Consider the following 23,886-nt stretch of genomic DNA (forward strand, 5'->3'; position numbering starts at 1 on the left):
TTTTTCTTACAACCTAAAAAATGGAAAAATATAAATTTGTTGTTTACATATTTGTTCTATTAGGTTTAGGTTGTCCAAGCCACTTTGATGTAAGAAGTCAACTATTATAACATGTGACGAAATAATGACAATTTTATTTAGAAGAAAAAATTAGAAGAAAAACACTAGATAGAGAATGTTAAAATAAAAAACGCTACTTAATTAGAGTAGCGTTTTTTTGAATTGAGGTCTTTAATTTGGCATGAAATATATTCATTCATTTTTATTTTGTGGTATTGAATCCACTCTTCAGGTGTCATATTAGATTCTCTAGCAAATTTTTTAGCATATTTATGGACTGTTTTAGTTGTCTCTTTGAATCCGTATAAAGTAATGCCACCGGTGGTTTCTCCTATAAAATTAAATTCTTTATGTTCACCAGGATAATAATTAAAAGCAATCTGATGAATAGTAGTGTCAATTACATAGTCGTCAAAAAGAATATAAGAATGTAGTCCGAAAGCGCCGTTTTGATACATATTTTTAAGGATATGTTGCTCGTGAAATTCGTGATGATAATATCCTTGCATTAAAGATAGTTTGTTTTTTGATACTTCATTTGTTTCTAAGAGTAAGTAATATAGTAAAACAATTGCGTAGATACATAAGCCACCTTTTTCATTACATTTCAGAGTCTCTGTCCAAGCTGTATCGTCTTTTTTTAGGAAAGAGGATACTAGGCTGTGATCTTCGTATAAAGCTGCGTGAGTTAGTTTTGTTAGATACAGAATAGGTTGTATAGTCTGTGCATTAAATAGTTGACCAGGTGCTTTTCGACTTTGATAATGAAGAGGTTGTTGCTTTTTGTAATCATAACTTGTTAGCCATTCTTTCTTGAAAACAGAGTAAATCTTTTTAACAGCTTCACTATGGGGTTTCTTATTTTTGTGTAGTTTTGGTGATATATCCATAAGGACACTCCAATCTTCATATAATTCCACGTACCGTATTGTTAGTAATTTTATAAATTGATACATATAGTATAGGCTTATTATATATGTAAAATAGGTTTTACCCTAAAAAATTTCTCAACATGAAAAATCGCTTGCGGCTAAAGGAATTGTGTTAATATTTAAATAATATGTAGTATATAAAGAGAGGGTGACGGGCGATGGAAACAAGGGATTTCACAAATACAGGATATGCATTATTACAAGAATGGTATCTTGAAATGGTTTCGCAGCATACTGAAAAAACGATTGCCTTGAAACAAGTTATAGATGAAAAATTTAATAGTATGAAAGAATATGACGAGCTTTTAGATTATTACACCTTATTTAATTGTCGTTTCCAAATGTTAATCGGTAACTTTGAACATGATCTAGGAAGTCTTTCGCATCTTCAGGAGCAATCTGATTCAAGATTGCAATACTATTATCACTTTTTTAAATTCATCTATACAACAGAAATGGGACAGTATCCAAAAGCAGAACATCATTTGAGACTTGCAGAAGAATTACTACCAGTCCTTAATGACGAATTAGAAAATGCAGAGTTTCAATATAGAGTAGGCTTGTACCATTATTATTTATCACAACCCACTTTAGCGGTGAAACATACATCAAATGCCCTAGAATACTTCGAAAAAGATAAAGAATTACATTCGTTTCATGCGAAGGTTGGAGCGTGTAAAAATACAATAGGGATGTCCCTTATTACACTTGATCAGCATGCTATGGCAGAAGAAAATCTAATATCTGCCTTAAGTATACTAGAGGATGAAAAGGAATCGAAAGCAGCCCTAACGGTTCGTTATAATTTAGGTGTTTTCTATTCGAATCAAAAGCTGTGGGAGATATCTCTACGACATTTAGAAGATGTATATGAAAAATTCAGTTCTCCTCGATTACCGTATCAGAAAAAAGGTATACATACCTTGGCGGAAGTTCACTATAATTTAGGGAATTATGAAAAGGCAAGAATCTTTATTGCTGAAGGGTTAGAAGACTGTACGGAAGAATATCACCATCGTTATAATATCTTGAATGCTTTAGTTGATAAGGTTGCTATCGAAGAATTAGAGCCTATTGTTTTGGAAGCTATTGCTTATTTTAAAGATCAAAATATTTCGAAAGAAATTCAAAATTATTCTGAATTTTTAGCTAATAAGTGTTATAATGTAGGAATGAAAGATAAGGCTTCGGATTACTATCGTATGAGTTATGAAGCTAAAATTTCAATAAAGGAAAAGGGGTATTTAAGATGAAAAAAATCAAGATTTTCGTCCTAAGTCTAGTAACTGTCGCTGTATTATCTGTTGGATTAAATAACCCTGTGATTCATCAAGATGCAGCAAAAAAAGTACCTGTTGTACAATATATGACTGAACCAGGTGGAGGAATCTAGTAAAAGGTTCATTACCCCCTTTAAAAACCGATAATTATGATTCCTAAGAAAATCCTATCTCGTAAAGAAATGATGAGATATTTAAACAAAAAGGAATTCCTTGTACAAGATTTAGATGGTTATTTACTAAGGTTTGTTCAGGTTCTGTAAAGTATAACAAGGGCCGATATTTGCCTATTTTACTTCTAAATTAAATAATTTTATTGTTCTTAACAGGATAACTTAAAGCAATAAAATAACAACTTTAATAGCCTACCGTCGTTTACACTGACGGTAGGCTATTGTGTTTCAAGTGAGAAAATTAAAAGACCTTATTATCCGTATACACTTTTGTTGAGGCATAAAATCGTATATTTTACGAATAGGTCAAAAGGCTAGAGCAGCAGGTATTTATGTGATTTGTGGCACTCAAAGACCGGAAGTAAAAGTTGTAGACGGGTTAATCAAGGCGAATTTACCAACGAAAATTGCTTTTAGTTGTGGTAGTTATCATGACTACAAAACGGTTTTTGGGAGTGCACCAGGCGTGAAGTTACTTGGTAAAGGTGATGCTTTATTAAAAAGTCCTGTCATGAGCGAAGAATACGTAAGGTTTCAAAGTCCTGTAGTTGACTTATCTAAAGGCAAAACTAAGGATATATTGCAAAATATATGTGATTTGTTCCCTTATGAACGTCCAAACAATGGTTTAAACATAAAGCCATTACCAACACCATATGAGCGGATAAAGTCTTATATTATAGAAACAGGGGATACGGCAGTGACACGTGTAAAACAGGAAATGAAACTAGATGTGAATGTAGTTCGTAATAATATGGATCAGTTAGTTGATGAAGGTTTACTTATAAAAACAGGAAAAGGAAGATTTAAACTGTTAGATGAAGCAGATGAAAAAAGTACGAAAATCCATTAATTATTTTAAGACAATTAAAGGGGGATTTTATTATGAAAAGTTTTGTCTCTTTTACTTATCATGCTCCTGGGTGTTTTCGAAAAGAAAAAAAACATTTTGAAGATAATGTGTTAGCAGAGCGATTTGTATATTCTTTAATTGCTCAATCGGTTTCAGCGCTTTCTAATTATGAAGTAGAAAAATATATGCAAAGTGAAGAAGAAGAATTTGAGAAGACAATGGAGTATTTCTTCGATACAGAAGAAGGCTATTATCTAGATTTATTAATTGAAACACCAATTCAAAAAAGAGAATTGAATAGATTAATAATATAACTCGCATATAGTTAAAGATATATAACTACAATTAAGTATTATAAATAAAAGTAGCACCTATCGAAAGTTACTTAGTAATTTTTGATTGATGCTACTTTTATTTAGGTCGCTCTATATACAGCAAAAAGATCGAATGCTACTTTACAGGTTTCCGTCAGTATTTCAAAAAACACGTTTAAATTATGCAGGATTTTATACAATGTTTCAGATAATCAAGTAACTAACAAGAAACCTAAAAACGCGCTATAATAGTAATATATAAAGAGATGAATAGTATCATAGAAAGAAGAAAAGGAAGAACTCTTATGAGAGTAAGAGTTCTTCCTTTTATTTGCTACTGATAATGAGACGTTATGTTAACCGATCATGAATAAAATATACATATCAAAATGAACTATCTTATAAACAAATTCATGTGTAAACTTTAAATGAGCAACAATTTCTACAGGGGGGAAATAATATGATGTTTCCAATAGGAGAACAGCCAAAAATTATTAAGGACTTAAAAACATTAGAAAATATGCCTGATGAGTTAGCGATAGATGGAAAAACCAAAAACCTAGAAAAACTGCCATCATTCTCTGAAATCAATAAATTATGGATTTTTACAGTGAATCAAAAACAATTCGAGACGATCCTCAATTACATAAAGCCCAAAATTCTTTACATTTATGAAATGAGAGTAGAAGATTTATCACCACTTGAAAAACTCACTGACATTGAAGAATTACACATGTGTTGGAATACAAAAGCAACAACATTATGGGATTTGACTCACAACATTAAACTTATCTCATTATCGATAGAAGATTTCTCAAAACTAGACAATGTAAAACCCTTAAAACATGGTGGAAATCTTAAAAAACTTAATTTATCAGGAGGAATATGGAAATCACTCAATATTGATACATTAGAACCTTTAAAATATTTATCTAACCTTAAAAAGCTTACTTTAATGAATATTAGAGTGAAAGATGAGTCTTTGGAACACTTATCATATTTGCATCAATTACAAGAACTAAATATATCAAATCAGTTTCCAACTGAGGAGTATGCAAGACTTTCAGTAATTCTTAAAAATACTAAATGTGATTTTTTTCAACCTTACGTTAAAATGTCAGATCCTATTGATAGTAAAAACATAATGGTCATTGGAAAGCGTAAACCTTTTCTTAACTCTGATACTGATTTTAAAAAAATTAAGAAGTACGAAGAACAATTCAAGATATTTCAAGATAAATATAAGAACATATCGATTATTGATGATATTTAACTTCCAATAACGAGAATTATGATAACTTGAATAGTATATAATCCTTATTTTTAGAGAGGAATGGACAATATGGAAATATACGACTATTTAGACAAAATGCAAACGGAATTATTAAAACATTCATGTCCAGAGATTGAAGCGAAATACTACGACCTATGCTCCAAATTAGTAGGAGAAGAACAAGCAAAACGAATCCAAAATATAAATTTAGATTTGTTTCAAAGTAAGTTGAAAGATGCCTTTTCTACCTCCCTACATATAGCTAATCAAAATTCGACAGAAGCCATTTATTTTGAATATGATATGGACAACGACTGGAACAGTACTTTCTTTATTTACGACGAGTATACAAAGTTATCTGAAGAAGATGATGATTGGGCATGTGATTGGATTAGTGAAGTAGAAGGTCCTGACTTAAAAGAATTTGCGCAGATTTACGCTGAAAATGGATTTGATAATAATGAAAAAGCACTAGGCACAACATTATATCTTATTGCTAGAACTGTTGTCGCATTAAAAAAAATTATTACAACAATTCATCTCCCAATTTGTATTGGTTATCATGATCAAGATCCAATCATGAGAATCCAAGAATAACTTCTGATAACGATAATTATGTAGACACGTCATAACAAATCTTTTTCTAAATAGTATAATTGATAAAAAAAGGAGGGTCCTGATGAAATGGGCAAACTTTATAAAAAACATATCAACAGATTATAAATTTAATCGACCTGCAACTGAAGCTACGATAACAAAAATCGAAGATATGTTTCAGGTTAAACTCCCAGATGAATTGAGGAACATTCTTTTTGAAACAAATGGGATTGAATACAGTGAATTCAATCTACCTCTTGTCTGGAATACAGACCGGGTCCAGAAAGAAAATTACAAAATGCGTAATGAAAAGTTTTTTAAAGAAATGTACATGCCATTTGACTCTCTTTTATTTATAGCTGATGCGGGAAATGGAGATTTATTTGGTTATCGTGTATTAAATGGACTAATTAACAACTATGATATCTATATCTGGAATCATGAAAATGATAGCCGAACATGGGTTGCTCCCAATCTACAAATATTTATAGAGAGGTGGTACAAAGGTAAAATTTCAATCTAGCAATGTGTAAATTCCAATAACGAAATTTATGTAATAAGCTGTCCTTTTGGGCAGCTTATTGTATTTTTGTCTTAGCTTTTTTGGGGGATTTGACATGAAGTTATACTGTATTAAGTAAAGGTGAACTGTTTATGTTGAATTCTCATCAAACATTTTTATAAAAACTGTGTATTAGTTTAAAAGATTTATTTTATTTTCAAACAATCTTTTTTCAAAGTATTAAGGACTCTCCTTTTATATAAACACTTTTTAGTATGATTTGAATCAAGATATATTTATAAGTAACACCTCTATCTTTATATCTTTATACCCCACTTTAAAGCTAATATGTATTTTATTGTTTTAACTATAAATATTCCCTGTATCATCTCTTACTTTCTTAGTTTTGGTAGAAGAAATTTATATACTTAAAGTAAAGGGCTTAATTTCAATTAAGGGGGAGGATAATTTGGAGGTATTTAACTCAGCTGCTCCTGCACAAACAAATAATGAAGAGTTACCATTCGATATTTCCTGGATGACTGATTGGATTGTAGACTGGTTTGGTTCTTTGTTTAATGGCGGCAGTGATGTCATTAAAGATGGGGGAGATAAAATAGATGGCGCAGTCCATGCGAGTGTGCCTGCATTTTTTGATGTTATTTTCCTTATTCTTTCTGTAGTAATCTTAATATCATTATTAGTTTTTGGAGCTTCTTTATGGTTTAAACATATAAAGTGGAAAAAAAGATCTATATATTTTGGAGTAGGATCCTTCATTCTCATACTACTAATAAGGATTTTACCGGTGTTAATGCTGACAACACGTTCTTTTGATTTTCAAACTTTTATGAGTAATATGGTGGGTTTAATCACTTCTATAATTTTAGGGACGGCTGTATTAATGTTTTTAATATCTCTAGCACTAGGTATGCTTTATAAGAAATTTGAACATCCGAAATATGGGAAATGGAGTTCGAGTTTGAGATATAGTTCAATTTTTATATTTGTAATGACATTGATAGTACCGGCCTTGCTGCGCCATTTATAATCTATGTTTATTTGGCGGAAGGAGGGAATAGTGCAGATAATTTCTATTATTTCTCTGTGTAATTATACTAGCACTTGTTCTCCTCTAATTTTCTGTATTAAGTCTTGAACATTAAAAGGAATTTTGTTGTATGAAGTTTTGGCAAAGGGGGGAGAGGTACTAGTGACTAATTTTGTTGTCATGGTGAGTATATTCTTAATTCTGTTCGTAATTGGTCCTAAAGCGACTAAGAAAAAAGAACAAAGAGATAAAATTGAAAAAGAACATAAAGAGAAAATGGAGGCTTTAGAGGAAGAAAAAATTGACTTAGATATTAACGGGACTAAAGTACGGTTACACAAGAAGCCTAAGCTAAAGAACAGTATCTATAGGATAAAGAGTAATCGGTAGCTAAAATTGAATTGCATTTAAGGGAGAATACAGTGATGGCAGCAAAAAATTAAATCAAGTTTTATATAACTACTAAGGGGGATTACTAATGTTTAATCGAACTAAAGAAGTACCCAAATATCAACAAATACATTCAGGAGTATATAAGTTTGAATTACCTTACGTTACAGGGCTATTTAAGTCCACGGAATCAAATGAAGATAAGGTACGGGAGGTACAACGATTTCCTGTAGAAGTGTATGTTCTTAATGATAAAGACATAGCAAGAGATATAGGCGCAAGATTTGTTATGTATAGTAATGGTAATCGATCAGTAGGAGATCGTTATGCTCAATTGGCAACAATTTTAAGGAGAGCTTATTTTACAGCACTATTTATTCCGGATGTTCCCCAAAAAATAAAATGGATTGAATACCGTGATTCTAAAAATACAGTACTGAATAAAGAAGAAATATTGGAAGTCGAATTAAAATGGGACGAGAAATCGGCATCTTATAGCTTTGTAGGAAATAGCTTCCTCAATAGTATTTTTGACTGAAATATCAAACGGAGAAATTTTTATGAAGCAAAATCAAAATAGTTTTTATGGAAAACCGATTACAAAATATCCCTCTGTAACAGTAGAATGCAAGGATATTGAAACTGGGTTTCATTTAAATGTCGGTGGTGTATATGTATTTTATTCGATTACTGGGGTTACTTTGTATGTGGGAATGTCTAACAACTTGAGAGGACGTATCCTTGAACATTTAAAAGGAAAAAGCAACGGTACAGAGCTTTTAAATCATTATTTTCATCGGGTAAAGGTATATCTTGTAGAAGATGAAAATGAAAGGGAATCTTATGAACATGAACTAATTAATGAATTATTTCCATTGTTCAATATTGCTGGGAATGACAGTATGCATAGAGACTTTCTGAGTCGTCTTCGTTCATTTGTAAAAGAGATTATTTCAGAACAAGAACAAAAAATTAAAGAACTTGAAAAACCAAGTGAAGAGAAAATAGATTTCTTTGGTTAATTTTGTTCAGGATTGTATAACCTATTCACAAATAATAAAGATGTTTAAAAAATAATGAAGATATTTAAAAGATAATATAGTTGTTTAAAAATTGAGATGGTATGATGGATAATCATACCATTTTTTCGTTTCATGTATAATGAGATAAGGGAATATTTCATTATTCAATTAATTAAAATAAGGGCAGTATAGTAGTTAAAGGGGGAGAATGATGGATAAGTTATTGCAAGAAATCATAAATTGGGTTAGTAGGACTAATGAACAGGTTGTTATTGGTGTTTCAGGACATGGCGCTGCTGGAAAAACAACGTTTGCTAGTATGCTTGTAGACCTACTAAATCAAAATGAAGTGAATTATATTAATACAGATCCATACATTGTTAGTTCGGACATACGAAAGCATGCGATTATTCACTATACATATCAAAACGAAAATCATCATTATAAAATGACGGCTTGTCATCCATCAGCGCATCATTTGTCTGCTTTAGAAAGAGATGTTCAGATGGTAAGAGCGGGTTTAGATTTTTATACGATAGATACGCATTATATGAAAAGCGAGTTGATTTCTTCTAAAAACAAAGTGACGATTGTAGAAGGAATGTGTGTCGCATTTGTTAATCCAGATTTATTTGATTTAAAAATTTACTTCTATACAGATGATGAAACGGAATTAATGAGAAGGTCTAGCCGCGATATTGCTGAAAGGGGAGCCGATATCAATTATTTAAGGCAGTCTCATGAAGAACGTCGGATTCAGTATAAAGTGTTTATGCATCCATACAGTCAACGGTTTGATATTATTATCAAAAATTCCGATGAAGCAATATGTCTAGAAAAAAATACATTTGAGTTTTATGGAGTTTAAATGCAAATGCCCTATTTGTTATGTTAATTATGAGGGTTCATTTTCATTATTTGGCTCTCAAATGAAGCAACATTATTATTCACTCAAAAAGCCATTCTCTATCAAACAACTAGTTTTTAAACGATTTTAATAGCCTTCTGCCAGTTACATAGACAGAGGGCTATTGTATTTTTGGCGGCAATATTAAATAACTTTTTTATTACTTTACATAACCCCGCTTATATTTAAGCGGGGTTATACTTTATGGAGTGTTTAATTATAGTCATTTTCTTTGTTTATCCGTACATATGCAATGTTATCAACTAATTGAAAGTCATTTTCTATTAATTGGGTAATGCTTCAATTGAAGATGATGTTGTCTCATACTTTGCTGAACATCCAGATATGCCTAGAATTAAGTATTTCCATCCCTTGAACTACTCACCACTTAACGTCCTTACGGAATGTCTGAAGTGGGAGATTCCTGCGAACACCGATGTATCCACCGGTTATCTTAGCAGGCTCTACCCGTAGTCCCTACGGTGAAAACATAAGTATCTTGTACGTTTACTCACCACACTACCTAATTTAGCTTGGTTTTCGCAACTTCGGTAAGCGTGGGGCGATAGAACGTTGAAGATTTCATGAAAGCTGAACGCAAAGTTATTCTTTCTACCTTTGCTCCAAATATTAGTCGCGTTCAGCAAGTCGTGAATGCAGCGCAAAAAACAAATCGAAAACTTGCGTTGCTTGGACGAAGTATGGTTAATGTTATAGCGGTTGCTATGGAACGTGGTTATTTAACAGTTCCAGATGGAATGTTAATTGACCCACATGAAATTAATGAAATGGCTCCTGAAAGGGTGGCTATCTTATGCACGGGGAGTCAAGGAGAACCATTGGCTGCTCTTGCTCGCCTGTCCACTGGAAACTTTCGCGGTGTCGACATTTTACCTGAAGATACGGTTATCTTTGCAGCAGGTCCAATACCCGGGAATGAACGAAATATCACAAGTATCGTAGACAACCTATTTACACTTGGAGCCAAAGTGATTTATGGATCAGGAAGTACATCCGGAATGCATGTTTCTGGCCATGGTTATCAAGAAGATTTAAAACTAATGCTTACATTAATGAAACCAAAATATTTTATTCCCATTCACGGTGAATTTAGAATGCTACACCATCACCGTTTGTTAGGTGAATCCGTTGGAGTAGAGCAAGGAAACACTTTTATCATCAATAATGGCGATGTCGTCGATATTGAACATACCATTGCCCGTCAGATCCGGAAAATACCGGTGGGGAATACCTACGTAGACGGGGGGGATGTCGATAATATTGGGGAAATTGTGTTACGAGACCGCAAACAACTTTCAGAGGATGGGATGCTCATGATTGTTTTAACTATGAGCAAATCGGAAGGAAAACTGATTTCTGAACCCGATACCATTTCTCGTGGATTTGTGGATAGAGATTTCTCGGAACTCCGAAGAGACGTTAATCGACTTACTATAAAAACCGTTAACGAGCTACAAGAAGCAAATAGAAACCAATGGAATGTAATGAAAAAACAAATAAAAAAATCAATACGACAATATGTATATACACATACTAAGAAAAAGCCAATGATCGTTCCTATACTTATTGAAATTTAATAGGGGGGGAGTTTTTTTAAAAATGAATTAATTAATTTTCAACAATTGGGCGCGATTGTGGAGCAACATAGGTAGGAAGTGACCAAACTTTTTTATAAAAGAATGAACCAGCCAAATGAAAATATTAAGAGCGTGTTTTAATCAATCTTTTTTTAAACATGCTCTTTTCTATGATTGTTTACCAAGGTTATTAGTATCAATTTAGTCAAACTTTATTTTAAAGCAACAATTGGTAAAGATTGTGCACTACTTATATGGTAAAATATCATAAAAATTCAATTCATCTTTATCAATTGCACGATAGAGATAACGCCATTCCCCCTTAACTTTGATATACGTCTCATCCAAATGCCAAGATAAGCGTGCAGATTTATTTTTTACTTTCCAAATTTGATAGATGAGATTTCCATAGGACATCGAAGATCGATTAGAGTGTTGGTAGCCTTTAACATAGCTAGTAGCTAGTTTATTTAAAAACGAAAAAGTATTTAAATAAGTTTCAATAATTTGGTATAATATTTCTGATATGATTTATATCTATTTATAAAACTTATTGGATTTGGGGAGAAAATCTATGAAACAGAAAAAGATTAGTTTACTAGTATTTACAATTATCATTTCCTTAATTTTTTCAGGTTGTAGTAATAAAACTAATAAAACTGAAGCTGGAAGTCAAAAACAGGTATTAAACTTAACGATACCGGAAGAAATTCCATCTCTAGATACGGCAATAGCGATGGATGGTACGTCATCACATATTATGCAAAATATATTTGAAGGATTATATGTACTGGATAATCAAGATAATCCTATTCCTGGTGTAGCGAAGTCATTTGAGAGAAGTAAGGATGAGAAAAAATATACATTTCATTTGAGAAAAGATGCTAAATGGTCAAATGGTGAAATGGTAACTGCACATGATTTTGCTTTTGCTTGGAAACGAACATTAAGTCCTGAAACAGCATCTCAATATGCATACATGTTATTTTATATAAAAAATGCCAAAGAAATAAACAAAGGTATAGTTGCTGCCGATCAGTTAGGAGTAAAAGCAATAGATAATTATACGCTAGAAGTGGAATTGGAACAGTCTGTTCCATATTTATTGCAATTATTAGCACTACCTATTTATTTACCTCAGCATGAATCGTTTGTGAAAGAAAAAGGAAGTAGTTATGGTTTAGAACCGGAGAATCTTATATATAATGGGCCATTTGTGTTAGAAAAGTGGAAGCATGGACAAGAATTTCAATTGAAGAAAAATAATAGATATTGGGATAAGAAACAAGTAAAGCTGGAGGCAATAGATTTTAATATTGTAAAAGATTCAATGACGGCAATAAATTTATATGAATCGGGTAGTATTGATCGTGCTCCAATTACTTCAAAATATTTTGAGCAATATAAGGGCAACAAGGAATTACATATGAAAGAAGAAGCTGGAATAGCTATGTTACGTTTTAATGAAAAGAACACTACACTAGCAAATAAAAAAATCAGACAATCTATTTCTTTAGCACTAAATAAAGAGGAGATAGTAAATCATTTTAGCAATACTGGAGCAACACCTGCAGAAGGTCTTATACCAGCAGGATATACGAATGAAGCAACTCAAAAAGATTTTCGAAAGGAAAATGGTTCTCTTGTTTTGTATGATTTACAAAAGGCTAAACAAACTTGGGGAGATGCAAAAAAAGAACTTGGTATAGAAAGTGTCACACTTGAGCTTCTAGCATTTGAGCAAGATAATGAAAGAATGATAGCAGAGTATATAAAAGGAGAACTTGAAAAACATTTACAGGGTTTAACAATACAGATTAAGCAACAGCCATTTAAACAAAAATTGCAGCTTGAACAAACAGGGCAGTATGAAATCTCTATGGTAGGTTGGGCACCTGATTATAAAGATCCAATTAGTTTTTTAGAATTATTTACGACAGATAATCCAAATAATAAAATGAAGTATTCAAATTCGAGTTATGATGATTTTATAAATAAAGCTAAAAATGAAGTTGTATTAGATCAACAGAAGCGATGGGATTATTTACTAGAAGCTGAGAGAGTGTTGTTAGAAGATGCTGCTGTTGCTCCCCTTTATCATACTGGTAAAGCATATGTGCAAAAGGGTTATGTAAAAGGAATTGAAAAGCATCAATTTGGTGGTGCTTATACTTACAAAAATGCATTTTTGATTCAAAAATAAAAAGCTTAAAATTGAAAGAGTTGAGTACTTGATACAAAAAGTATTCAACTCTTTTTTACTTTTCACAAAGGGTCCTATAATATTTTTAAATTATGATATATACAATTGTTTTTATTATTCAATAGAAACAAAATTAAGAATGAGTTTCAGTTATTTCAAATAGAAAAATAAGAAATCAGAAGAATCTAAATTGTGATTTAAAGCTACCTATTCCACTAGCTAAAAAATAATGTAGAAAATTAATAACTTGAGCAAAAGAACTGCTTTTCTCCGCAGGGGTATTTGGAAGTAATAACTTTCTCATTGCTGGATGGACGGGAGTATTTGCTGCAGTAATGCTGATGTACATGAGTTATTGGCTTCATAGTAAATCTAGTATTGCGGAGTGGCAGCGGTATATTCGTAGCCAAAGTACAAAAGCATTGGATACAGGAAGTCTCTGGTCATTAGCGATTCTGTCATTCCTTGCGGTATTTCGTGAAGGAACAGAAACTGTATTGTTTTTCATTGGTATGGCATCTTCCATTAAAATATCAAGTCTGCTAATCGGAATTACGCTTGGAGCTTGTATAACATTACCGCTAGGAGCGAAGCTATCTGATCGTATTTTATGTAAAACAGGGAATCTTCGTTTAGCTCGAACAGGGTTACCGATTATTGCTTTATTACTTACAGCGATTTGTTTTAGTTTCATTCCAGCGATGGACAATTATATAGCTGTATTAGCGCTTATGTCGCTTGGAAATGCGTTTGCTTTTTTACCAAGTTCTTTATTTTGCGCAATTATTGTCGATACGGCTCCTGCTCACTCAGGAACATATAGTGGAATTATGCATTTCATCGCTAATATCGCGACAATCTTAGCTCCAACTTTAACTGGATACTTAGTTGTAAGTTACGGCTATCCTTCTATGTTTATCGTAGCTGCCATTTTGGCCGCTATTGCAATGGGGGTAATTAAGAAGCTTAGGTTGATAGCGATGGGGCTAATTCAGTAACAAACAAGAACAATAAAACCGCGTTAGGATAGGAATGTGTAAATATAGATTTATAGAACTAAAAAGAAGATTCCTTTGTAAGAGCGGGGTTATCCTTTTTTTTGCTAGTGATAATGAGCCGTTATATTGACTGATCATGTATACAATATGCAACTCATTCAACATAAAAACACTATACAAAATTAACTGAAAAATGTTAAAATTGGTTGATTTGTACAAAGGGAATATTTATGAAGGTGTATTATAGCGAACGAGCTCGTGAATATGAAAAGGTTTATTTTAGAAACGATCCAATTCGTCAAGAAGAACAAACTCTCATTCAACAGAAACTTCAAAAACTATTTACGGACCATTCTATTTTAGAAGTAGCATGTGGGATAGGCTATTGGACACAGTTTATAGCTAAAACAGCAAAACATATAACAGCAAAACATATAACAGCAAAACATATAACAGCCATAGATTACTCCAACGAGGTATTAAACATCGCAAATCAAAAAGATATTCCTCCTTCTAAAGTAAGTTTTCTTCAAGGAGATGCCTACCAGCTTGATAAAATCCCTGGAAACTTTGAAGGATGTGTTGCAAACTTTTGGTTTTCACATATACCAAAGTTTAGAATTCAAGAATTTTTAAATAAATTACACGATAAGCTTGACTCTGGAACAACAGTTTTTATGGCTGATAATATTTATATGGATTCCATGGGTGGAAATCATACAAGAAGGTTTAGATAAGGGTAAAGAATATGAAGTTGATGGTGGGGTTGAAAGATTAGAGACTGCTTCTAAGTTAATAGATAAAGCAAACAAAGAATTGAAAAAATCTAAGTAACCTAACTATAGGGGAGTGTGTTATATCTATAGGTTATCCTATAATTAATGGATCCTAAAGCTTAATACATAATAAAAATACCGGTTCTAATAAGAACCGGTATTTTTATTGCAGTTTATAAGATATGATGGATTTTTTGATGGCGTAAGCTACTTCTCAACTAAAGTGGATAACTACTCTGCTGCAACAGCCGTACTTTATAAAATTCCTGTTCAAAATGGAGCAACTAAAGGTCTTTGTCCAAAATTACAAAGTAAATTTGATGTTTCCGATGCAGTACCGTGGAAGATGTATAAGGATTCACATCATTGTCTCCCCCATGAGGGAGAGAAACGAGTTGAACATGAATTTATTGAGGGAATGTATTCAATCTATAGATTCAAATGTTTAGGAGACTAAATGAATTTATGATATATTTTTAAAGTAGTGCACAAGTGCAAAATCACAAAAAAGATCACCTATGAAATTTTGTAGGTGGTCTTTTCATGTTCATTAAATAAACTTTGGATTCAATTAGTATAGATGTTTTTTACGAATTTTCAATAGATAAAACTAAATGAAAAAATAGGTAAAAAAGTGGGGGGGTATTTGTCTAAATATATAGAATTTTTAACAAAAATCCATAATTATGTTATATAATAGTGTTAACAAACCATATTTTAAGCATTACCCCCGATTGTGTAGAATAAATGATTTTTTGATGAGTTAAAGTGTTTGGCTAAAAGAACTTGTAGCGGGGCCTTGCTACAAGTTCTTTTATTTTTTCAGTAAAGGAAAATAAGAAAAAAGAAGGGGACACAAGTATGATCGGAAATTTAAAGAAAGCAGCACTGAATTCGTTAGATGGGAAATGGGGGGTAGGTATAGGGGTATCAGCTTTATTCTATTTTGTACCAACCTTAAGTGCATCAGCAATCGCCACTTTTATGTATTTAATATTTGTACTGTTTATCGGGATAATTGGCCCTGATGCATTATTTATTTATTCCATTGGTGGGCAACCACAAGTAGATCCAATAGCACTTGCTGTACTTATTTTAAGTTATATTTGTTTAGGTGGGGTTTGTTTCCTAATTTACAGTGTTATCCAAGGTATCTTTAATTATGGATATTCTGTTTTTACTTTACACTTAGGGAAACAAGAAGAAGCTAAGGTAGACGATGTATTTTTAGGATTTAAAAAGAAGAATTTGTTTAAATCAATGAAGTTAGGTTTGATGCAAGCTATTTTTCTTTTTTTATGGAGCCTATTATTTATTGTTCCAGGTATTATTAAATATTTTTCTTATTCCATGTCGTATTACATATTAGTAGAGAATCCTGATTATACAGCAAGTGAAGCATTGAGAGAAAGTAAAAGAATAATGAAAGGACAAAAGTTAAAGTTATTCGTTCTTTGGCTATCATTTATTGGTTGGTTTTTATTAGCTGCATTTATAGGAATGTTTACGTTTAATCTATCATTTATTTTCATTTCTCCTTATTACAATACAACTGTCTCACATTTTTACTTAAATTTAATTAAAAAACAGGATATTGGAGAAGCGAAGGTAAGTATATAAAGAAGAAAGTGTAGAATAGGTGAAATGTATACTATTCTTAATAGTGGGTATGCAATTAAGCATATCCGCTTTTAATATTATGTTAAAAATCGGGTATATTACGTTTGTTATGATTTGAGCAAGGATACCGCAAACATGTTGAAAGTTGGAGTGAATAGGGTAAGGATATCGCAAACATGTTGAAAGTTTGATAAAATAGGTATAGCACCACATCACTTTCAAGCTACGGTTATAAAGTCCTCCTAAACAAAAAAATTATCTCTTTACAATTATTTATGAGCATTTAGTTTAGCTTTATCAATCATATAATTACCTACCTTTTGCATTTAATATATCATTGTAAAGACAGAAATGGATTATGGCTATAATTCTATATAGGCTTTTTCAGCACCTGGGACTTTAAATTTATTTACATTATATTCGCTAATTATATATACCTTTATCTCTTCAAAATCTTAGCTAGATGGCTATGTATCGGTATCCCACGATAAAAAGGCAGGAACATATCACAAATATGTTCTTGCCTTTAATTTTAGAGAAATGTTTCCTAACAGTTGATTTTGTTAACGAAAGTCGACTTTAAATCCATATTTTGTATAGAATATAGTACATATTTTAGGGATTCGAGTATTATCTAACAATAAAACAAACGGCGGAAAATACAATCCAAATACAGCGGCGGCAAATCAAGAATATGTATATGAAGTAGTTAAAAAGTATATAGATTCGATACCAAATAAATAGTAGTAGTTCTGTCTCAATATAAAAATGTTATCATTACTGCGCAATGTGTTGTGAACTCAGAATTACCAAAGTTTCTTTAATTAAAATAGATTGGTGCCTTACATGGTATCCAATCTATTTTTGTACTTATTTTTCAGAGGAAGAAGGGTTTTACACCAAAAAATAAAGACAATTATAGAAAAAGGAAAAGTCGAACGATTTATCAAATATGCATAATTGCATGAAAAAATTGAAATTTATAAGTTAACATTAAACTACTTTTTAATTGTAAAGAATATTTTAATAATCTTTACTAGAGAAGGATATTCCTTGAGAAGTAGATAAACCAAAAGTGTGGAAATAATACAGACTCAATAGAGTTTTGTATTAAATAAAAAGAAAAGGATGGGTATGGCTTTCTAAAAGTTTTTGGGGGTTAGAAAGCATTTTTTAGTTAATGGCTTCAAATTATATTTTAAAGGGGAAATGGGTATATGAAGTTTCGAAATACAAAGCTTGCTATGGTTACACTATCTTCATTTTTTATTTTAGGTACTGCATCTCTATCCTTCACAGATATCATACACGGTGAAGTAGCTTCTGCATCACCACAAGAGATTACTGTAAAAAGCTATGATGATACATATTATAATAATGCAATAGGAAAAACGGGTTTAGAATTAAAGAAGGAACTTCATAATATTATTGATGATCATACAAAGTTATCATACAGTGCGGTTTGGGAAGCACTAAGAGATACTGATGAAGATCCAAATAATAAAAACAATGTGATACTCTTATATACTGGGCGTTCGCAAGGGAAACTTACGAATGGTTCAGGAGTTGATAATTGGAACCGAGAGCATGTTTGGGCAAAATCTCACGGTGATTTTGGAACGACTGCAGGAGCTGGAACAGATTTGCATCATTTAAGAGCGACGGATGTATCTGTAAATAGCTCACGTGGAAATCTGGATTTTGATAATGGTGGTGTGAATCATTCGGAAGCGACAGAATGTAAATATGATAGTGATTCTTGGGAACCTCGTGATAGTGTAAAAGGAGATATCGCTAGAATGCTATTTTACATGGCTGTTCGTTATGAAGGAGACAACGGCGAAATAGACTTAGAATTAAATGAAAAGGTGAATAACAATAAAGATCCATACATGGGCAAACTATCCGTTTTACTAAAATGGAATGAACAAGACCCTGTAGATGATTTAGAGCGAAAGCGTAATGAAGTGATTTTTACGAAATATCAACATAATCGTAATCCTTTTATTGATCATCCGGAATGGGTAAATAAAATTTGGAAGTAAAATACTTAAAGGTATTTTACTTTGAGAGAAGGGATTGATCACTATGATCAATCCCTGTTTATATCTATACTAGAATAAGTGATTTTTATAGGATTGGAGAATAGAATCGATATTTTATTAAGTAAAGTATAATATGAGTCTTTTAATACGGTCCCCACTCAATATTCACGCCAATAATAAGAAAAATAAGTCCGATGATAAACCAAATGAATGCAAGTGGAGCCATGAAGCGAATCCATTTGCCGTAAGAAATGCCGCTCGCTGCGAGTACGCCCATTAAAACACCGGAAGTTGGATTGAGGCAGTTTACTACACCTTCTCCAAGCATAACAGCTTGTACTGTAACTTGACGTGTAATGTGCATGAAATCAGCTAATGGAGCTAATATCGGAATGAAAATAACAGATTCTCCTGTCCCGGATGAAATGAGGAAATGTAATGCGGCACTACTTACATACATGCCGATAACGCCAAATACAGGGCTTTGTCCTTCGAGAGACTGTGCGAGTTGGTTAACGATTGTATCAAGTAATTTGCCTTGTTCTAAAATGACTGAAATACAACGAGCCATTCCGACGATCAAAGCACCGTATATGAGATTTTGGCAGCCTGCTAGAAAAGTAGAAGCGATATCGTTCGCTTTCATACCACCTATTATTCCAGCTGTAATTGCTATGAAAATAAAAGTAGCGGTCATTTCTGCGTCCGTCCAATGTAGACGAAAAGCGCCTATTAAAAATGCAATTAACGATAAAGCTGAAACGAGTAAAATTAATTTGTGGCGTATTGTCCAAGGAACTTCTGTTTTCTCTGTTTCTTTCTCACTTGAAAGAGCGTTACTTGGAAACCAGTTGTCACCGAGAATGCTTCCTTTATTCGATTTCTTCAAACGTTTTACGTACCAATTAATATATAAAATGGTAGCAATTAAAAAAGAGATATAAATTGCCGTGCGTAAACCAATCCCCGAAAACATCGGAAGTTCTGCAATTTTTTGTGAAATGCCTAAAGGTGAGGGAGATAAAATAGTAGCATTAAACCCAGCATAAGTGCCTAAATAAATAATTGCTACACCAACGATAGCGTCCCATTTTAATGTGCGTGCAACGATGATACCGATGGGGATAAAGCCGATAACTGAGTTAACGATAATACCAGTCGTTCCGAGAATAGAAAAGAGTGCAGCGACAATACAAATGAAAAGTAATTGCTGATTGCGAAATTTATTAATAACATGATAGATTAAACCGTCAAGAGTGCCTGTTTTTTCAAGAATGGCGATGGCTCCACCTGTAAATAAAATTAAAAAGATGATTGGAGCAGCAAGTGTCATTCCTTTTTCAATAGCGGTAAAAAAAGAAACAAATCCTACCGGCGATTGTGGAACAGAATGATAACTTCCTGGTATTGTCGTTGTAACAGTACCGTTTGTAACTCTTTTAAACTCCCCAGCAGGAACGAAATAGGTAGCAATGGCACAAAGTAAGGCAATAAAAAATAGTAGTACGTACGCGTCAGGCATTTTAAACTTTCGTTTACTCGGCTGTTTTTTTACCTCGGTATGTAATTGCATAAAAAACCTCCTTTTTCACCTAGTTAATTTTAAATATTCCGAATCTTATCTGTGAAATAGATTATAATAAAGGTGGCTTCTTAAGGCAATAGTTTTTCTATCCTTTTCTTACACATACAAATTCTTGCAACATTAGACAGGGAAACGAAAAAAATCAAAGAATATGTTATATAGAAAGAATAAGGAAAAGAGGGAAAAAGATGTGGAAAACTACGGATCTATGTGATGAGTTTGAAAAGGATTTACAAATATGTCGCCAGTCTTTTCGGTCTTTTGGGAAGAAAGAACAATTTCACGGGAAAATTGCAACGGTAAAAGTGAAGGATGATAACGTACTAGTGAAGGAAGGATTGCAAACATTACCAGAAGGAACGGTATTAGTCGTTGATGGCGAAGCGTCTACGAATTGTGCGTTACTTGGCGATAATTTGGCAGCTATTGCAGAGGAAAGAAAGCTGGCAGGAATTATTGTGAATGGATATGTTCGTGATTCTAGTGAACTAAAGAATATTAATATTGGTATTTTAGCGTTAGGAACGATGCCAAATAGAAGTATAAAAGAAGGAAAAGGAGAGCGTGGTATTTCATTGCAATTTGGACAAGTAGAATGGAAGCCGAATGAATATGTTTATGCGGATGAAGATGGCGTCATTATTAGTGAAAAGAGTTTGCATCGTTAAAGGATAGTAAACTACTATTCTTAGAAAATAAATCCGATAAAGCATGGACAAAATTCTTTGTCAATAGTAAAATAATACAGAAATTTATAATTAACAGAATGTATAGGTTTATCGTTTTACGATAACTGAAATGGAAGTAAGTAGTGCCTAGAAAAGTGAATGTTATCACAATGATACGTTCATAAACAAAATTATTTTTCCTATACAAATATAGCCGCGAATGATGTGGGTAGGAGGTGTTGCACAGTTTGTTCGACACTTACAAAAAAAGAGTGTCAATTGCACGCCCTTGAAGGGTCTTTTTTTGTGTGAATAGTAGTAAGGGAGGAAATTTTGGGATGGCAATGTTGAAAAAATGGCTGCTTACGTCGTTAATGGCAGTTACACTCGTATTTGTTTCTTTTGCGAATACAGTACATATTACGTTTGCTGAAGGAAATACAGCAAAACTTGCAATTATTGGTGAATCACAAAAGGGCATTATGTTATGCCCGAAAGAAGAGCAAATTACAGATGGGGAAACAGCTTTAAGTTTGCTGCAAAAAGTCATGGGGGACAAAGTAACAGCAGAGACGATGTCGTTTGGAACGTATGTTAAAAGCATTGACGGCTTAATGGCTGGGGACACAAGCGGCTGGTTGTATGATGTAAATGATAAATCTGCAGAAGTTGGAGCAGATAGTTATAAATTAAAGTCTGGAGATGTTGTTGTCTTTCGTTTTGTTGCAGACTGGAGCAATATGAGCCAGGAAACATTACAGCAAACATTAGATAAATTTGGTACTTGTAAAACTGTAGAAGAACCAAAGACAGATGACCCAAAACAAGAAAAACCAGAAGAACCAAAAACAGATGATCCAAAACAAGAAAAACCAGAAGAACCAAAAACGGATGATCCAAAACAAGAAAAACCAGAAGAACCAAAGACAGATGATCCAAAACAAGAAAAACCAGAAGAACCAAAAACAAATGATGAAAAGGTAGAACAACCAAAGCAAGAGAACATTCAAGTTCCAGTAGCACAAGTAAATGACGCGATCTTTAAGACATCTGAAAAGATGTTACAAGATGGAATTGAAAGTGATTGGGTAGCTTTAGGCCTTTCTCGTTCTGGAAAGAATGTTCCAATTGAGGCGAAATTAAATTATGTTAAGTCAGTAACTGAAAAAGTAGAAAAGCGCATTAACCGTTTTTCAGCGACAGATTTAGCTAGAACGATTATTATGATGAATGCAATGCAAGCAGACCCTACAAAGGTTGGCGAACATAATTTAGTTCAAAAATTGTACGAATCAGATAAAGTGAATTCTGTTACAGGTTATACATTTGCTTTACTTGCATTTGATACGAAGAAATATGAAGTGCCAGTGAATTCAAAATGGAATCGAGTTGCTTTAGTAGATGCGCTTTTAAACGCACAGCATACAGATGGTGGCTGGACTTACGATAGCGCAAGCAGTAAAGACAGTGCTAGTAGCGTTGATGTAACAGGTATGGTTTTATCAGCATTAGCTCCTTATCAAGAACGAGAAGATGTGAAACCAGCTGTGCAAAAGGCTGTTGCCTATTTATATAACGAACAGCTAGAAAACGGTGGTTTTTCTGCTGATGGACAAGAAAATTCTAATAGTGTTGCACAAGCAATTATTGGATTATCTCTTGTACAAGATGTAGATCAAAATCGTCTACATAAGGCAATGCAAAATCTATTGTCATATCAACTTCCAAATGGTGAATTTAAATGGTTACCAAGTGATCAAAACGGTAGCGGAATGGCTACAGAGCAAGCATTCTTAGCTTTACTTCAGTTTAAAGACATTGGAAAATCGATTTATGATTGGTCAACTGTATCTGTTCCTGAAATTGATACGAAACCAAATGTGGATGCAGAAAATATTGTAGTAGAAAAAGAAGTTACTGAACAACCACAAGAGCAAAAAGAACAAAAACAAGTACAACAAGAAACAAAAGATGATAATTTAAAAGTTGTTGTTGATAACGAACCGGTTAAAAGCAAAAAGTTAGGAAACGGTAGCACGTTACCAAAAACAGGAGCATCTTCTCATAGTGCAGCTACAGAAGTAGGTATGGGTGTATTATGTATTGCTTCTGCATATGTATTATGGAGACGTAAAGCAGCTTAACAAAAATTAGGAGCAATCATTTGCTCCTAATTTTATTATGAAAGGTGAGAGGCAATATGAGTAAGATGAAATGGTTTATTTCTTTAATGCTTTCACTTGGGCTACTTGCCGGATGTGAAGAGGCAGCTGTAAAGCCTGAGAAGAAAGTAGAACCAAAGCAAGAAGAGGTAGCAAAACAAGAAGAGAAAAAAGATGAAGCGAAACCGGAAGAAAAACCGGAAGAAAAACAAGCTGAACAAGAGCAAAATAATCAAGAAGAGCAGAAAGAGAAACAAGAGCAAAAAGTAGAAGAGAAGCCGAAAGAAGAAAAGGCACAGGCACAACCGGAAGTAAAGAAAGAAGAGAAACCTCAGGAACAGCCTGCTACTAAGCAACCAGAACAGCAAAAAGCACAAGAAGAGAAACAACCGAAAGCGCAAGAAATAAAAGAAGAAGCGAAGGTTGTGAATCAGCCGAAAGAAACACCGAAGCAGGAGCAAAAGGTTGATCCGAATAAAGAGGAGAAAACGATACCGACTCCGCCAGTACCAACTCCTGAACCACCAAAACCAGATCCAGTACCAGTACCTAAAACACAAGCAAAACAAGTCACTATCTCAGTAAAAGGTGATAAAGGCTACTTATTAGGTGCGAAAAAAATGGATGTACAAGAAGGCGATACAGTGTATAAAGTATTGCAACGTACAGGTTTAGATGTGGATGCAATGGGCTCTAAAGGTGATATTTATGTAAAAGGTATTAATGATTTATATGAAAAAGATATTACAGATACTAGTGGATGGAAATATCGTGTGAACGGTGCGTTTCCAAACCATAGTGCAGGTGTAGTAACAGTTAAACCAGGAGATACAATTGAGTGGGTGTATGTATTAAAATAAGAAAGGCATTCGGTAAA

Annotated in this window: 22 protein-coding genes and 4 pseudogenes; 23 read left to right on the plus strand and 3 right to left on the minus strand. The window is 33.1% G+C overall.

The window, feature by feature from the left end; translation table 11 throughout:
* Positions 1-197: 197 nt before the first annotated feature.
* Complete coding sequence (locus QCI46_RS10935; RefSeq protein ID WP_353840221.1) at positions 198-950, minus strand: hypothetical protein; 753 nt, start codon at positions 948-950, stop codon at positions 198-200.
* A 200-nt stretch (positions 951-1,150) separates the two neighbouring features.
* On the opposite strand from QCI46_RS10935, the gene QCI46_RS10940 reads away from it, so the two are divergent.
* The 13 genes and pseudogenes from QCI46_RS10940 to QCI46_RS11000 all read left to right on the plus strand — a co-directional run.
* Positions 1,151-2,245, plus strand: a complete 1,095-nt coding sequence (locus QCI46_RS10940) for a response regulator aspartate phosphatase (protein ID WP_353840222.1) — start codon at positions 1,151-1,153, stop codon at positions 2,243-2,245.
* Entirely contained in the window at positions 2,242-2,385 is a 144-nt protein-coding gene (locus tag QCI46_RS10945) for a Phr family secreted Rap phosphatase inhibitor (RefSeq protein ID WP_353840223.1), read from the plus strand. Before QCI46_RS10940 ends, QCI46_RS10945 begins: the two co-directional genes overlap by 4 nt.
* Before the next feature lie 394 nt (positions 2,386-2,779).
* Positions 2,780-3,298 (plus strand): hypothetical protein, encoded by a 519-nt coding sequence (locus QCI46_RS10950; RefSeq protein ID WP_353840224.1) that lies wholly within the window; start codon positions 2,780-2,782, stop codon positions 3,296-3,298.
* Positions 3,299-3,330: 32 nt separating this feature from the next.
* Entirely contained in the window at positions 3,331-3,612 is a 282-nt protein-coding gene (locus QCI46_RS10955) for a hypothetical protein (protein ID WP_353840225.1), read from the plus strand.
* 460 nt (positions 3,613-4,072) lie between these two features.
* Positions 4,073-4,885, plus strand: coding sequence for a leucine-rich repeat domain-containing protein (locus QCI46_RS10960; protein ID WP_353840226.1), 813 nt, complete (start codon positions 4,073-4,075; stop codon positions 4,883-4,885).
* A 69-nt stretch (positions 4,886-4,954) separates the two neighbouring features.
* Positions 4,955-5,482, plus strand: coding sequence for a hypothetical protein (locus tag QCI46_RS10965; protein ID WP_353840227.1), 528 nt, complete (start codon positions 4,955-4,957; stop codon positions 5,480-5,482).
* A gap of 82 nt (positions 5,483-5,564) precedes the next feature.
* A complete protein-coding gene (locus QCI46_RS10970; RefSeq protein ID WP_353840228.1) occupies positions 5,565-6,005 on the plus strand; it encodes an SMI1/KNR4 family protein in 441 nt (146 codons plus the stop codon).
* A 430-nt stretch (positions 6,006-6,435) separates the two neighbouring features.
* On the plus strand, positions 6,436-7,035 hold the full coding sequence (locus tag QCI46_RS10975) for a hypothetical protein (RefSeq protein ID WP_353841860.1): 600 nt from the start codon (positions 6,436-6,438) through the stop codon (positions 7,033-7,035).
* A 162-nt stretch (positions 7,036-7,197) separates the two neighbouring features.
* On the plus strand, positions 7,198-7,425 hold the full coding sequence (locus tag QCI46_RS10980) for a hypothetical protein (protein ID WP_353840229.1): 228 nt from the start codon (positions 7,198-7,200) through the stop codon (positions 7,423-7,425).
* Between the two features lie 88 nt (positions 7,426-7,513).
* Entirely contained in the window at positions 7,514-7,963 is a 450-nt protein-coding gene (locus tag QCI46_RS10985) for a hypothetical protein (protein WP_353840230.1), read from the plus strand.
* A 22-nt stretch (positions 7,964-7,985) separates the two neighbouring features.
* Positions 7,986-8,447 (plus strand): GIY-YIG nuclease family protein, encoded by a 462-nt coding sequence (locus QCI46_RS10990; RefSeq protein WP_353840231.1) that lies wholly within the window; start codon positions 7,986-7,988, stop codon positions 8,445-8,447.
* A gap of 211 nt (positions 8,448-8,658) precedes the next feature.
* On the plus strand, positions 8,659-9,315 hold the full coding sequence (locus tag QCI46_RS10995) for a uridine kinase family protein (RefSeq protein WP_353841861.1): 657 nt from the start codon (positions 8,659-8,661) through the stop codon (positions 9,313-9,315).
* Positions 9,316-9,935: 620 nt separating this feature from the next.
* A pseudogene (locus QCI46_RS11000) lies at positions 9,936-10,952 on the plus strand (ribonuclease J); the annotation flags it as partial.
* A gap of 282 nt (positions 10,953-11,234) precedes the next feature.
* On the opposite strand, the pseudogene QCI46_RS11005 reads toward QCI46_RS11000, so the two are convergent.
* Positions 11,235-11,363: pseudogene (locus QCI46_RS11005) on the minus strand (DDE-type integrase/transposase/recombinase); the annotation flags it as partial.
* Between the two features lie 163 nt (positions 11,364-11,526).
* Here QCI46_RS11005 and QCI46_RS11010 point away from each other — a divergent pair.
* From QCI46_RS11010 to QCI46_RS11040, 7 genes and pseudogenes are all read left to right on the plus strand, one after another.
* The gene (locus QCI46_RS11010; protein WP_353840232.1) at positions 11,527-13,155 is read left to right on the plus strand and encodes a peptide ABC transporter substrate-binding protein; all 1,629 of its coding nucleotides are present in this window, start codon (positions 11,527-11,529) and stop codon (positions 13,153-13,155) included.
* Between the two features lie 269 nt (positions 13,156-13,424).
* Positions 13,425-14,114, plus strand: a pseudogene (locus tag QCI46_RS11015) (MFS transporter); the annotation flags it as partial.
* 269 nt (positions 14,115-14,383) lie between these two features.
* Positions 14,384-14,890 carry a class I SAM-dependent methyltransferase gene (locus QCI46_RS11020; RefSeq protein WP_353840233.1) on the plus strand — a complete coding sequence of 169 codons (507 nt, stop codon included), beginning with the start codon at positions 14,384-14,386 and terminating at the stop codon, positions 14,888-14,890.
* 205 nt (positions 14,891-15,095) lie between these two features.
* Positions 15,096-15,386 carry a hypothetical protein gene (locus QCI46_RS11025; RefSeq protein WP_353840234.1) on the plus strand — a complete coding sequence of 97 codons (291 nt, stop codon included), beginning with the start codon at positions 15,096-15,098 and terminating at the stop codon, positions 15,384-15,386.
* 404 nt (positions 15,387-15,790) lie between these two features.
* Positions 15,791-16,549 (plus strand): DUF975 family protein, encoded by a 759-nt coding sequence (locus tag QCI46_RS11030; protein ID WP_353840235.1) that lies wholly within the window; start codon positions 15,791-15,793, stop codon positions 16,547-16,549.
* 606 nt (positions 16,550-17,155) lie between these two features.
* Positions 17,156-17,293, plus strand: a pseudogene (locus QCI46_RS11035) (5'-methylthioadenosine nucleosidase); the annotation flags it as partial.
* A gap of 473 nt (positions 17,294-17,766) precedes the next feature.
* Positions 17,767-18,594: an endonuclease I family protein gene (locus tag QCI46_RS11040; protein ID WP_061679196.1), complete on the plus strand. Its 828-nt coding sequence runs from the start codon at positions 17,767-17,769 to the stop codon at positions 18,592-18,594.
* Positions 18,595-18,736: 142 nt separating this feature from the next.
* On the opposite strand, the gene QCI46_RS11045 is transcribed toward QCI46_RS11040, so the two are convergent.
* On the minus strand, positions 18,737-20,167 hold the full coding sequence (locus QCI46_RS11045) for a YfcC family protein (protein WP_353840236.1): 1,431 nt from the start codon (positions 20,165-20,167) through the stop codon (positions 18,737-18,739).
* A gap of 200 nt (positions 20,168-20,367) precedes the next feature.
* On the opposite strand from QCI46_RS11045, the gene rraA reads away from it, so the two are divergent.
* From rraA to QCI46_RS11060, 3 genes are all read left to right on the plus strand, one after another.
* On the plus strand, positions 20,368-20,847 hold the full coding sequence (rraA, locus tag QCI46_RS11050) for a ribonuclease E activity regulator RraA (protein ID WP_088064029.1): 480 nt from the start codon (positions 20,368-20,370) through the stop codon (positions 20,845-20,847).
* A 338-nt stretch (positions 20,848-21,185) separates the two neighbouring features.
* On the plus strand, positions 21,186-22,991 hold the full coding sequence (locus QCI46_RS11055) for a DUF4430 domain-containing protein (protein WP_353840237.1): 1,806 nt from the start codon (positions 21,186-21,188) through the stop codon (positions 22,989-22,991).
* 56 nt (positions 22,992-23,047) lie between these two features.
* Entirely contained in the window at positions 23,048-23,869 is an 822-nt protein-coding gene (locus QCI46_RS11060) for a DUF4430 domain-containing protein (RefSeq protein WP_353840238.1), read from the plus strand.
* Positions 23,870-23,886: the final 17 nt, after the last annotated feature.

Origin of the sequence: Bacillus cereus group sp. RP32, assembly GCF_040459735.1 — a bacterium.
Taxonomy (GTDB): Bacteria; Bacillota; Bacilli; order Bacillales; family Bacillaceae_G; genus Bacillus_A; species Bacillus_A wiedmannii.